Origin of the sequence: Idiomarina aquatica (genome assembly GCF_004362895.1) — a bacterium.
Lineage (GTDB): Bacteria > Pseudomonadota > Gammaproteobacteria > Enterobacterales > Alteromonadaceae > Idiomarina.
The window spans coordinates 67,109-79,592 of the sequence record NZ_SNXI01000002.1; the positions used below are offsets into that span (position 1 = coordinate 67,109).

At 52.9% G+C, this 12,484-nt stretch carries 10 protein-coding genes; 6 read left to right on the forward strand and 4 right to left on the reverse strand.

What is annotated here, in order from left to right:
- From gspL to DEU29_RS02385, 4 genes are all read left to right on the forward strand, one after another.
- Entirely contained in the window at positions 1–1,281 is a 1,281-nt protein-coding gene (gspL, locus tag DEU29_RS02370) for a type II secretion system protein GspL (RefSeq protein WP_133538642.1), read from the forward strand.
- A gap of 2 nt (positions 1,282–1,283) precedes the next feature.
- Positions 1,284–1,811, forward strand: a complete 528-nt coding sequence (gene gspM, locus DEU29_RS02375) for a type II secretion system protein GspM (protein WP_243734443.1) — start codon at positions 1,284–1,286, stop codon at positions 1,809–1,811.
- Entirely contained in the window at positions 1,808–2,542 is a 735-nt protein-coding gene (locus tag DEU29_RS02380) for a type II secretion system protein N (protein ID WP_133538643.1), read from the forward strand. Before gspM ends, DEU29_RS02380 begins: the two co-directional genes overlap by 4 nt.
- A gap of 200 nt (positions 2,543–2,742) precedes the next feature.
- On the forward strand, positions 2,743–3,561 hold the full coding sequence (locus tag DEU29_RS02385) for a mechanosensitive ion channel family protein (RefSeq protein ID WP_133538644.1): 819 nt from the start codon (positions 2,743–2,745) through the stop codon (positions 3,559–3,561).
- A gap of 203 nt (positions 3,562–3,764) precedes the next feature.
- On the opposite strand, the gene DEU29_RS02390 is transcribed toward DEU29_RS02385, so the two are convergent.
- Both DEU29_RS02390 and DEU29_RS02395 read right to left on the reverse strand, forming a co-directional pair.
- Positions 3,765–5,042, reverse strand: coding sequence for an O-acetylhomoserine aminocarboxypropyltransferase/cysteine synthase family protein (locus DEU29_RS02390; protein WP_133538645.1), 1,278 nt, complete (start codon positions 5,040–5,042; stop codon positions 3,765–3,767).
- Positions 5,039–5,983, reverse strand: a complete 945-nt coding sequence (locus DEU29_RS02395; RefSeq protein WP_133538646.1) for an alpha/beta fold hydrolase — start codon at positions 5,981–5,983, stop codon at positions 5,039–5,041. The genes DEU29_RS02390 and DEU29_RS02395 overlap by 4 nt, the downstream gene beginning before the upstream one ends.
- A 386-nt stretch (positions 5,984–6,369) precedes the next feature.
- Here DEU29_RS02395 and guaB point away from each other — a divergent pair, with 386 nt between their 5' ends.
- Both guaB and guaA read left to right on the forward strand, forming a co-directional pair.
- Positions 6,370–7,839: an IMP dehydrogenase gene (gene guaB / locus DEU29_RS02400; RefSeq protein ID WP_133538647.1), complete on the forward strand. Its 1,470-nt coding sequence runs from the start codon at positions 6,370–6,372 to the stop codon at positions 7,837–7,839.
- 29 nt (positions 7,840–7,868) lie between these two features.
- Complete coding sequence (gene guaA / locus DEU29_RS02405) at positions 7,869–9,446, forward strand: glutamine-hydrolyzing GMP synthase (protein ID WP_133538648.1); 1,578 nt, start codon at positions 7,869–7,871, stop codon at positions 9,444–9,446.
- A gap of 141 nt (positions 9,447–9,587) precedes the next feature.
- On the opposite strand, the gene xseA is transcribed toward guaA, so the two are convergent.
- On the reverse strand, positions 9,588–10,901 hold the full coding sequence (xseA, locus tag DEU29_RS02410) for an exodeoxyribonuclease VII large subunit (RefSeq protein ID WP_133538820.1): 1,314 nt from the start codon (positions 10,899–10,901) through the stop codon (positions 9,588–9,590).
- Positions 10,902–11,132: 231 nt separating this feature from the next.
- Positions 11,133–12,317 (reverse strand): endonuclease/exonuclease/phosphatase family protein, encoded by a 1,185-nt coding sequence (locus DEU29_RS02415; RefSeq protein ID WP_432206864.1) that lies wholly within the window; start codon positions 12,315–12,317, stop codon positions 11,133–11,135.
- Positions 12,318–12,484 lie beyond the last annotated feature (167 nt).

Below are 12,484 nucleotides of genomic sequence, written 5' to 3' on the forward strand. Positions count from 1 at the left end.
ATGCAGGAACGGCTGTATATCAGATTACCGGCCAGTGACGCCGCTGCCGAGCATGCTGGTCAGGATAGTACTAAGGCTAGTGCTCAGAATAGTGCTCAGGGTAAGGTTGTCTGGTTTATCTGGAACGCCAGTCAGCACGAGGTTATCGCCAGTGGTGAATTAAATCATCCCGACGAACTGAACCAGTTACAACAACAAGCCCGCCGTTGCGAAACAACGTTAGTGTTACCAGGGCAGGATGTTTTGCTAAAGCAGCTGGAGCTTCCCGCTGGCAGTCGACGCCATCTGGAGCGGGTTATTCCCTATGCATTAGAGGAAGAGCTGGCGACAGATATTGATGATTTGCACTTTAGCTGGCCGGCAAATGTCAGTAAATCGACTGCCGTGATACCGGTTGCGGTGGTTGCACGCGAGCGTATGCGAAGCTGGTCAGCCTGGTGTCAGGAAGCCGGAATCGAAGCCGACCACTGGTTGCCCGAACCGTTGTTACTGCCTTACAGCGAGAATCACTGGAGTGCGCTGTCGATTGCAGATGCTCTGGTTGTGCGCACGGGGCCATGGCAGGGCTTTACGCTGGAGCAAACACAGGTTGATGACGTGTTACCGATGGTGGTGGCGCAGCTACTGGGCGATGCCCCGGAGCTGACCGCCATTACGCATTTTGGGGATGTTAACTGGCCGCAACCGCCGGCGCCTTTGCAGGCCGCGGATATCGAGGTGCCTATTAGTGCGCTGGCACAAGGCCAGCAATCACTGGAGCTGCGCCGAGGTGAATTTGCTGTTAAACGAAAAACTCAACATCAGCTGCACTGGAAGCCACTGGCCGTGGCGGCCTCGGTTGCCTTTGTATTAGCTGTTGGCGGCAATTTGGTGCGGGCCTATCAGTTATCCGGTCAGGCCGAACAACTGCAAACCCAGGCCGAGCAACTCTTTTTAGAGGCCTTCCCGAATAAAACCCGCATTGTTAATTTGCGCGCACAACTACAACAAGAGCTGCGCGCGCTGGGCGCTGACGGAGCTGAACAGCAGTCGGCGTTAGCATTACTGGATAGTCTGCAGCCGGCGTTTGCCGGTCAGCAGGGCATGAGCCTCGAATTAATGCGCTATCAGGATGGCGAGTTACGGCTGCAGGCGTTAGCGCAAAGCTTTGCGCAGTTCGAGCAGTTTCAGCGTGCCGCCGAGCAGGCAGGGTTATCGGTACAACAAGGTGCGTTAAATAACCGCGGTAACCAGGTCGCGGGTTCGATAACCATACAACACAGCAGTGCAGGGGGGGCATGAGTATGAGCGCAGTTATGGAAAAAGTTCGTACGCATCCGCTGGCAGTCACCCTGCAACAGCGCTGGGCACAATTTGCACCTCGCGAGCAGCGGTTATTGAGCGCGCTGGCGGTTGTGTTAGCTATCGCCGTGTTGTATTTCGTTATTTGGCAACCCAGTTATCAGGCGCGCTTGAATGCAGAGCAACGCCTGCAGGGGCAGCAACAGCAATTACAATGGGTTAAGCAAAACCTTGGGCGTTATCAGGCGCGTGTACAAAGCAGTGAGGCTTCCGCACCGCAGGCTTCGGGCTCGCTGACTCAGCGGCTAAACCAGGCGGCTGACGCTAATGACATTAGACTGGCGCGCATCCAGCCGCAGGGTGAGGGGGTTGTGATTAGCGTGGACGAAGCTAATTTTGATCGCGTATTAGCCTTTGTTGCCCAGCTGGAGCAGCAATATCAACTGCAAATTAGCACGCTGGACGTGGCGCGGTTAGATACACCGGGGCAAGTTCGGGTAAGGCAACTGTTGGTCACGGAGTCTTCATGAAGCGTTGGTGGTTGATTGCGGTTTATTTGCTGGCACTGCTGGTCATGTTACCGGCTAAAATTATTTATTGGTTGCCGATCCCTGCGCAGGTTTCGATAAGTCAGGTGTCCGGTAGTTTGTGGCAGGGGCGCATCGGTAGCTTACAAGTCCAGGGTGTAACACTTAATGACATGCAATGGGATTGGCAACTGTTGCAGTTATTTACCGGAGAAGTGGCGGTAGATGTAAGGGTGCCGCCGCAAAACAATCCGTTAGCCGTTAATGGCCGCATTAGCGCTGGCTTAACTGAGCTGGCAGCAACTGACCTGCGTGCCAGCGGCGATCTTGCAACCTTATTGCAGCTCGCGAATACGCGCTTACCGTTAAAGACACAGGGTAACTGGAATCTTAGTATTGATACCTTCGTTGTTAGCGATCCAAGTCCGGCAAAATGGTGTAATCAACTGACAGGCAGCGCCAATGGCCGCAATATTCAGGTATTAGTAAACGGCGCCTGGCAAAGTCTTGGTGACTTTCCGGTTGCCTTGGGTTGCGCTGAATCGGGAGCGGTGACACTGACGATGAACGGCGAAAACAGCCTCGGTCTGGCGATGCAGGGTGACATCAACAGTCAGGATATTAATATCAGTGGCACCGTCCGCCCCAACCCACGAACCCCGGAAGGGCTGGCACAAATGTTCCAGTACCTCGGCCAGCCGGATAGTCAGGGCCGCTATCGGTTCTCGCTTTAGGCTCGTTGGCGCTCGCGGGGCAGGCGCTTCGCGCGGTTTGGGCTCGTGCTTCGCACTCGCGGTTTAGGCTCCGGCTGCGCCGTCGCGGCTTAGGGCCTTCGGCCGGTGTAAGCTCGTTTTGCTGTTTGGCTTTTGTGTTTGACGAAATTCGCGGCTGTGGTAGTTTATCGAAACATTCTGTTACATAAGGAAGTAACCCTATGCAGGCTATTATTGATTGGATTAATAACAATCAGGGTATGCTGATTGAATACAGCATCAAGGTGATTATCGCCATTATTATTATGGTGGTAGCGAGCATTGCTTCGCGTGTATTAACTGGTGTGATGCGCAAAGGCATGACCAAGCGCGAAGTTGATGGCGCAGTTATTGGTTTCTTGTCTGCTATTATCAAGTCACTGATTTTTATCGCTGCATTGATGGTAGCGTTGAATCAAGTCGGCGTAGAAACTACGTCATTTATCGCCATCTTAGGTGCGGCCGGTTTAGCGATTGGTTTAGCACTGCAAGGGTCACTATCCAACATTGCTTCGGGCGTATTACTGATCATGTTCCGACCGATGCGTGCAGGCGAATATGTTGAGTGCGGCGGTACTGCGGGTACAGTCGAAGAAATTAATATCTTCCAGACCATTCTGAAAACACCGGACCGTAAAGTGGTTTACGTACCAAATTCACAGGTTATTGGCAGTGCTATCGTTAACTACAATCGCGAAGATATTCGCCGCATCGATCTGGTTATCGGTGTAAGCTACAGCGCTAACCTTCAGCACACCAAAAAGGTGTTAATGGAAGAGCTGGAAAAAGACGAGCGTATCCTGGAAGACCCGGCGCCGGTTGTAACAGTAACCGCGTTAAATAGCTCGTCGGTAGACTTTAACGTGCGTCCATGGACTAAAACCGAAGATCACTGGCCGACCCGTTGGGACCTGCTGGAACGCATCAAAGACCGCTTAGACGAAGAAGGCATCGGCATCCCATTCCCACAAATGGATGTGCATATGCACAAAAACCAGTAGTAGGCTCCGGCTTCGCCGTCGCGGGTTAGGCTTGTGCTTCGCACTCGCGGTATAGAGCTTCGCTGGTTTGGGCTCGCTACGCTCGCGCTATACCGGCCAAAGGCCCTACCCCGCGAGCGCAGCGAGCCTAAACCCCGTGCGCCGAAGGCGGCACGCTACACCGCGAGTGCGAAGCACAAGCCCGACCCGCGAGCGCAGCGAGCCTACAGAGCGTTATCCAGGTCGGCGATGATGTCGTCGATGTGCTCGATGCCGATGCAGAGGCGAATGGCTTCGGGTTTTACACCTACTTTGACTTGTTCTTCGGCGCTTAGCTGGCGGTGTGTGGTTGATGCCGGGTGGCATGCCAGGCTTTTCGCATCGCCAATGTTAACCAAGCGCTTAAACAGTGCCAGCTTGTCATAAAAACTCACACCGGCTTCAAAACCACCTTGAATACCGAACGTCAGCAACGATGCCGGTACACCGCCACTAATATACTTTTGCACCAGCTCATTATGCGGATGATCCGCGCTGCCGGCAAAATTAACCCACTCTACCTGCGGGTGTTGTTGCAGGAATTCCACTACCCGAACGGCATTTTCGCAATGACGCTCCATCCGCAGCGACAATGTCTCTAATCCCTGCAGTAGTAAAAAAGCGTTAAACGGCGATAACGCAGCGCCGGTATTACGCAGCGCAACGGTGCGCACGCGGGCAATAAAAGCAGCAGCCTCAAAAGCATCGGTATACACAATACCGTGATACGCGGGCTCAGGGCTGCTGAACTGAGGGAAACGGTCCTTGTGCTTAAGCCAGTCAAAACGACCGGAGTCAACGATTAAGCCACCTACCGAGTTACCATGGCCACCGATATACTTGGTTAACGAGTGCACCACGATATCGGCACCAAACTCAATCGGTTTACATAGCACCGGCGTTGCAACGGTATTATCCACGACCAGCGGTACGCCGGCGTCGTGCGCGACCTTCGCTAAGCCCTCGATATCAGCAATATTGCCCGCCGGGTTGCCGATGGATTCGCAATAAACGGCTTTGGTATTGCCGTCGATTACTTTAGCAATATCCTCAGGCTGGTCACTTTCGGCAAAGCGCACGTCAATGCCAAACGACGGCAGCATGTGTTGAAACAAGGTAAAGGTACCGCCATAAAGTTGCGGCGTGGTAACAATGTTGTCGCCCTGTTTAGCCAGAGTAATTAACGCATATTCAATAGCAGCCATGCCGGATGCCACAGCTAACGCGGCGATGCCATGCTCCAGCTCCGCTACACGCTGTTCTAACACGTCATTAGTGGGGTTCATAATGCGTGAATAAATATTACCGGGTACGGCTAAATCAAATAAGTCAGCGCCATGTTGGGCGTTATCAAATTCAAAAGCTACCGATTGATAGATCGGCGTTGCCACTGACTTGGTGGTGGGGTCAGTCTGGTAACCATGATGGATTGCCAGGGTTTCGTCTTTAAAACGGGTTGTCATAGTATAATCTCCGGTAATTCAATTTCGCTGTTTAATTCAGGTATAAAATGAGCAAGCGGCCGCGCATAGTCGGCCACGTTCTTAATAAAACCATCATGGCCATAAGGCGTTTCGATGCTGATATAACTGTGGCAATTAGGTAATAACGCTTCTAATTGCGAGGTAAGGGCTGCAGGCGCAATGCTGTCCGAACTAAAACTGACTATCTGTACCGGGCAGCTAACCTGTGCCGGGTCAATCGCATAGTCATTCAGGGCAGGGGTTAAATGGGTAAACAGTGTATTTGCCTGTTTACCGTGATTACGAAGTAAGCGCTCACCCTGCGCTAAAATGTACTGCAGGGCGTCGTCCGCGTGGCTAAAGCGCTGTTCAAACTCGTCTGCGCTGCGATAGGTCAGCATCGCCAGCGCGCGGGCTAAAATTACGCCTTGCTGTTCGTTTTCGGCGTGTTGTAGCAACAACTGCTGAAATGATCGCAGTAGTGCAGATTGAATCGAGGGTTTATGCGCAGCTCCCAATATTGCTAAGCGTTTAAGATCAAGCTGGTTATTCGTTGCTGCCAGCTGCAAACCGAGCACCCCGCCAAAAGAACCACCCAGCCAGGCGCTGATATCAGTTAACCCTAGTTTAACTAACGTGTCAGCATAAGCCTGCGCATGCTGAGCAACAGTCAACGGCTGATCAGGCGTATCAGAACCTCCAATACCACCAAGATAATCAAAACTAATTACCTGTACGTCATCTGCAGGCGCAAATACCGAATACAACGACTGCCACCAGCCACTGCCGTCAAGCTTCCACAGTTGCCCCGAGCCGCTTATCCCGCCTTGCACTACAACCACGGGCGCATCTGCACGACCACTGTCCGCAGCATAGCGAAAGCCTTTAACCCGACCAAAGCGGGTCTCGACATAAAACGAACGACCAACAGGTAACACCATAACCACCTCCTATCTGAAACTGCACAATCGCAAATAGCATTCCAGCTGTCAAGATGTTTAGACGTCTATAGGTTCGCTTCGCTCACGGTTTGGGGCTTCGCCGGTTTAGGCTCGCGTCGCTCGCGGTTTAGCGTGCTGCCTTCGGCGCACGGTTTTAGACTCGCTACGCTCGTCCTCAAACCTAAGGTTGTTGTTGCTCTATTTTTTTACCCTCAACCCGTGCGCCGAAGGCAGCACGCTACACCGCGAGTGCGAAGCACGAGCCCACACCGCGCGAAGCGCCTATACCCGCGACAGGCTCCAAGCAGCGAGCATAAAAGCTTGCGCGAAATCGCACAGATATGTATAATCCACGCGCAACATGAATCCCGTTACGGAGTGTTGCAATGCTGCGAATCGCCCAAGAAGCCCTGACCTTTGACGACGTCTTACTCGTTCCCGGACATTCCACTGTCCTGCCCCATCAAGCCGACCTGCGCACGAAATTAACGCGCGGAATTACCCTGAATATCCCACTGGTTTCGGCCGCAATGGATACCGTCACGGAAGCACCGCTGGCGATTGCGCTGGCGCAAGAAGGGGGCGTGGGTTTTATTCACAAAAACATGACCGCCGAGCAACAAGCTGCACACGTTCGTAAAGTTAAAAAATACGAAAGCGGTATGGTTACCGACCCGGTGACAATCCAGCCTGATACCACTATCGGAGAGATTAAAGCGCTGACTGCCGAGCACGGCTTTCAAGGCTTCCCTGTGGTTGAGAAAAACGGCGACTTGGTCGGTATCGTAACCGGTCGCGACACGCGTTTTGAAGATGATGACAGCAAAACCGTTAAGCACATCATGACCGGTAAAGACCGCTTGGTCACCGTGCACGAAACCGCCGAAAGCGAAGAAATTCTGCAGCTGATGCATGTGCACCGTATCGAGAAAATCCTGGTGGTGGATGATGCCTATAAACTCAAAGGCATGATCACCTTAAAAGACTTCGAGAAAGCCGAAAACAAGCCCAACGCCTGTAAAGACGAACTAGGTTCACTACGTGTGGGCGCTGCGGTTGGCGTTGGTCCGGGTACCGAGGAGCGAATTAAACTGCTGGTCGAAGCGGGTGTCGACGTGCTGCTGATTGATACCTCACACGGTCATTCGCAAGGCGTTATTGACCGCGTTGCACAAACCCGTAAAGAGTATCCGAATTTACAAATTATCGCCGGTAATGTAGCCACCGCAGCGGGCGCAAAAGCGTTAGCTGAAGCAGGCGTGGATGCGGTAAAAGTGGGTATTGGCCCTGGCTCTATTTGTACTACCCGTATCGTAACCGGTTGTGGCGTGCCGCAAATTACCGCAATTTCTGACGCTGTCGATGCGTTAAAAGGCACTGGTATTCCGGTTATCGCGGACGGCGGTATTCGTTTTTCCGGTGATATCGCCAAAGCACTCGTTGCCGGCGCGCACTGTGTAATGGTCGGTAGCATGCTGGCGGGTACCGAAGAATCGCCGGGCGAAGTCGAACTCTATCAGGGTCGTTATTACAAATCCTATCGCGGCATGGGCAGCTTAGGTGCAATGAACCAACGTAATGGTTCATCTGATCGTTACTTCCAGAAGTCGGACGAAGCCGAGAAATTAGTACCGGAAGGTATCGAAGGACGCATCGCCTACAAAGGCCCGATTTCTGCGATTATTCATCAACAAATGGGCGGCATTCGCTCAGCGATGGGCCTGACCGGCTCTGCCGATATTGATGAATTACGCACCAAGCCGCAGTTTGTCAAAGTGACTGCAGCGGGCATGGGTGAATCGCACGTGCACGACGTACAAATTACCAAAGAAGCGCCGAACTACCGTAGCTCTTAAGTTAACGCGTAAAAAAACTGGACTATAGAATGACTCAAGATATTCATGATCATCGCATACTGATTTTAGATTTCGGCTCGCAATACACGCAGTTGATTGCCCGCCGTATTCGTGAAATTGGCGTTTACTGTGAACTATGGGCGTGGGATGTCGACGACCAGGACATCAAAGATTTTGCGCCCAAAGGCATTATTTTGTCGGGTGGGCCGGAAAGCGTTACCGAAAAAGACTCGCCGCGGGCGCCTGACTATGTGTTTGAGGCCGGTGTACCGGTGCTGGGTGTATGCTATGGCATGCAGACCATGGCGCATCAGCTGGGTGGTTCAGTACAGGGATCGTTAGAGCGTGAATTTGGCTACGCGCAAATCGAACTGGTGGAAAAAAGCCCATTATTTGAAGCTATCGAAGACGCGGTTAGCGAATCCGGTGCGCCGTTGCTGGACGTTTGGATGAGCCATGGCGATAAAGTCGATGCCATTCCGGAAGGCTTCCACACCGTTGCCAAGACGTCTTACTGTCCGTTCGCTGCGATGGCGGATGAACAACGCCGTTTTTACGGCGTGCAATTCCACCCGGAAGTAACTCATACCCGTCAGGGCATGCGCATGCTGGAGCATTTTGTCAGCGGCATTTGTGGCTGTGAGAAGAACTGGACGCCGGCGCAGATTATTGATGATGCGATTGAGCGTATCCGCGAACAAGTGGGCAGCGACAAAGTCATTTTAGGCCTGTCAGGTGGCGTTGATTCATCGGTCACCGCCATGTTGCTACACCGCGCAATTGGCGAGCAGCTAACCTGTATTTTCGTTGATAATGGTTTGCTGCGCTTGAATGAAGCCGAGCAGGTGATGGAAATGTTTGGTGACCATTATGGCCTGAATATTATGCCGATCGCTGCTGAAGATCGCTTTCTGGATGCGCTGAAAGGCGAGAACGATCCCGAGAAGAAGCGTAAAATTATCGGCAATACCTTTATCGAGATTTTCGACGAAGAAGCGGCTAAGTTGACCGAGGTTGACTGGTTGGCGCAGGGTACTATTTACCCGGATGTGATCGAATCAGCTGGTTCAAAAACCGGTAAGGCGCATGTGATTAAATCACACCATAACGTGGGTGGCTTACCGGAGGACATGAAACTGGGCTTGGTTGAGCCACTACGTGAATTATTTAAAGACGAAGTGCGTAAAATCGGTCTGGAACTGGGTCTGCCGTATAACATGCTTTATCGCCATCCGTTCCCGGGACCGGGTCTGGGTGTGCGCGTACTGGGCGAGATCAAAAAAGAGTACTGCGACTTACTGCGCCGTGCCGATGCGATCTTTATCGAAGAGCTGCACAATGCGGACTGGTATCACAAAGTCAGCCAGGCTTTTGCGGTATTCCTGCCGGTGCGTTCAGTGGGCGTGATGGGTGATCAGCGTAAATATGACTGGGTTATCGCCATCCGCGCCGTCGAGACTATCGACTTTATGACCGCACGCTGGGCACATCTGCCTTACGAGCTGCTGGAAAAGGTCTCTAACCGTATTATCAACGAGGTCAACGGCATCTCGCGGGTAACTTACGATATTTCCGGTAAACCCCCAGCCACTATTGAATGGGAGTAGGGCCTACGGCCGGTTTGGGCTCGTGCTTCGCACTCGCGGTATAGGCTTGCTTCGCTCGCGGTTTAACGGCCGTAGGCTCTATACCGCGAGTGCGCAGCACGAGCCTAAACCGGCGCAGCCCTAAACCGCGCGAAGCGCCTATCATTCCGTTCGGGCTTTGAGTTCGCCTTTGGCTAATCGGATGTTCAATTCCGTGCCTGCCGGAGCCTGCTGGCTATCCCGAATAACCTTGCCTTGCTCATCGCGCACAATGGCGTAGCCGCGTTCGAGGGTGTTTAGCGGGCTGACGATATTCAGTGCTTGAAAGATGCTGCGTTGCTGCTCGGTTTTTTGTTTAAGCAATCGGGTAATGGCGGGGCTTAAGCGCTGTTGCAGGTCACTCAAACGGCTTTGGTAACGCGCCAGATCTTTTTGTGGGTGTAGCGCCTGTAGCCGGCTCTGGAAATAGCTTTCACGCTGCAGCAACCGTTGTAATTGCGACTGCATCGCACGGGTTGCACGTGCCTGTAGCTCATCGGCGCGTTGCGCTTGCTGCTGTAACTGACGCTGCGGATGCTGTTGCTGTAAACGGATTTGTAAATGGCGGAACTGCTGCTGGCTTTGGGTAATTTTACGCTGTTGCGCCAACATCAGTCGCTGATGCAGTGCTCTCAACTGTTCCCGACTCTGGCTACGGTCTTTACTGACCACCTCGGCTGCAGCCGACGGCGTTGGCGCACGCAGGTCGGCGATAAAGTCGCAAATGGTAAAGTCAATTTCGTGGCCGACGGCGCTGATCACGGGCATCGGTGCATCAATTAACATCCGTGCCACGCCTTCGTCATTAAAGCACCACAAATCCTCAATCGAACCTCCACCCCGGCCGACAATCAAAACATCAACTTCGTTGCGGTTAAACGCGCTTTGCAGCATGTGTTTTAGCTGCGGAATAGCGGCTTCGCCCTGCACACTGCTGGGGTAAATAATGACTTCCAGTTGTGGATCGCGACGTTTGATTACCGCTAAAATATCCTGAATAGCAGCGCCGGTAGGGGAGGTCACCACGCCAACACGGCGGATAGACTCAGGAAGCGGGCGTTTACGTTCGTTAGCAAACAGCCCTTCGGCGGACAATTTGGCTTTAAGCTGCTCAAACTGCTGCTGCAGTAAACCCTGGCCGGCATCTTCAATGTGCTCGACAATCAGCTGATAATCGCCGCGCGGGGCATAAACGGTCACCCGCGCACGCACTAAAACCTGCACGCCGTTTTGCGGGCGTATCTTAGCGCGCTGGTTATTGCCGCGGAACATGGCACAGCGGATCTGCGCTTTATCGTCTTTAAGGGTAAAGTACCAATGGCCCGAGCCCGGCGCAGCAAAGTTAGACACCTCACCCACCAGCCAGACATTGCCAAACTGCTGTTCCAGCGCCGCGCGAATGTCGTTGTTAAGTTTTGATACCGAGTAAATATCCATCATGCTCACTTTGTTCGCGTTGTCGGCTCGCTGCGCTCGCGGTGTAGACGCTTGGCGTGGGATAGGCTCGCTCTGCTCGCGGTGTGGGCGCTACGCGCGGTTTAGGCTCGCTTCACTCGCGGTATACCGGCCGAAAGCCTTAAACCGCGCGAAGCGCCTACACCGCGAGCGCAGCGAGCCTAAACCGTGAGTGCGCAGCACGAGCCCAGCCCGCGAAGGCCCAGCCTGAGCCTACAGCGCAATATCGATCCAAACCAATCGGTGATCAGAAGAAGCGCCGCGCTCGGCCATCAATCGATAGCCTTGCTGACCTTTAATAGGCCAAAACACGCCGGCGTCCTTAACAATCAAGTCGCTTGAAGGTAGCACATAATCTACGCGGTTGCGCCACGCAGCGGTGTGGTACTCCGAGCCATCAACGTCAGGCGAATGGCGCTTGCCGCCTTTACTCATCGGCCAAACGTCATTCACGCGTGGGTGATCCAGTAGCTGTTCGATAGCACCTTCAACGCCACCGCGGCCCGGTCCGGCATTTAAATCACCCAGCACCACAAACGAGGCGTCAGCACCTAAACCGCCGCGTTGACCGTTGTCGTCATAAATGTAGTTATCCGCACCCGGGGTAATGTAGTCACGGATTAAACGGATTTCGTCATAATTCTTCATACCATTGCGGTTTTCCGGCCCATCAAAGCTCGGCGGTGTCGGGTGCGCAGCAAGCAAATGCACAACACGCTCGCCAATCATGACCGGCACGTCCCAGTGCGACTTAGAGCTTAGCGGGAACTGCGCCATAACCTCCGGCGAGTACCAGGTTTGCTCGGTCAACTGGCCGTCGGCGTCCGGCACCATGGGTACATGATGACCCGGCATGTCCTGCCATAAAAAATGCTGGAAGGTGCGTGCGCTGTCAGCGGCTAGCGGATATTTTGACAAAATCACCATGCCGTACTGGCCGGGATACCAGCCAAAGCCCCAGGCATCGTTACCGCGACCAGTTGCTTTGCCGTCACGATTCAAATCAAACGGCGACGGCACACCGGTGTTAACAGGTGCCATATAAATATGGTCATAATTCAGCGGCTCTAAACCGTTTTGCGACTGGCCCAGATAGTCGCGCAAAAACACGGCCACACCGCGTTCACGTTCAACGTAGTCAAATTCATTCAACAGGACAATGTCGGGCCGCACCTGTTGCAGTATTTCCGCAATACCGGCAATTTGTTTGTTACCCGCACTTAATTGCCCGGGAATCGGCGACTCAGTCACTGTTGGCAACTGCTCATAATCAACATAATTACTGGCATCCATACTGACGTTAAATGTCGCAATTCGGATGCGATCGGAAGCGAAAACAGAGGAAGAAACCATGAAAAGAGTCGCAATTAAAAAAAAGTGAAAACGCATAAAGCCCATAACCACGCCTTGTGAAGAACCGCTGAGACAGTTTTTTACAATAAAGGTTCAACACACACTAGGCAAGCGCTCAATATTTAATTAAAATGCGCCACACAAATGACACATAATCGTCAGAAAAGTGTAATGATTGCAACCGCAAACTTAACAGCTCGGACCTCATCCAG

Coding starts and splice junctions, on each gene's coding strand:
- gspL (WP_133538642.1), top strand. CDS start 1: ATGCAGGAACGGCTGTATATCAGATTACCGGCCAGTGACGCCGCTGCC.
- DEU29_RS02380 (WP_133538643.1), top strand. CDS start 1,808: ATGAAGCGTTGGTGGTTGATTGCGGTTTATTTGCTGGCACTGCTGGTC.
- DEU29_RS02385 (WP_133538644.1), top strand. CDS start 2,743: ATGCAGGCTATTATTGATTGGATTAATAACAATCAGGGTATGCTGATT.
- gspM (WP_243734443.1), top strand. CDS start 1,284: ATGAGCGCAGTTATGGAAAAAGTTCGTACGCATCCGCTGGCAGTCACC.
- DEU29_RS02390 (WP_133538645.1), bottom strand. CDS start 5,042: ATGACAACCCGTTTTAAAGACGAAACCCTGGCAATCCATCATGGTTAC.
- DEU29_RS02415 (WP_432206864.1), bottom strand. CDS start 12,317: ATGGGCTTTATGCGTTTTCACTTTTTTTTAATTGCGACTCTTTTCATG.
- DEU29_RS02395 (WP_133538646.1), bottom strand. CDS start 5,983: ATGGTGTTACCTGTTGGTCGTTCGTTTTATGTCGAGACCCGCTTTGGT.
- guaB (WP_133538647.1), top strand. CDS start 6,370: ATGCTGCGAATCGCCCAAGAAGCCCTGACCTTTGACGACGTCTTACTC.
- xseA (WP_133538820.1), bottom strand. CDS start 10,901: ATGGATATTTACTCGGTATCAAAACTTAACAACGACATTCGCGCGGCG.
- guaA (WP_133538648.1), top strand. CDS start 7,869: ATGACTCAAGATATTCATGATCATCGCATACTGATTTTAGATTTCGGC.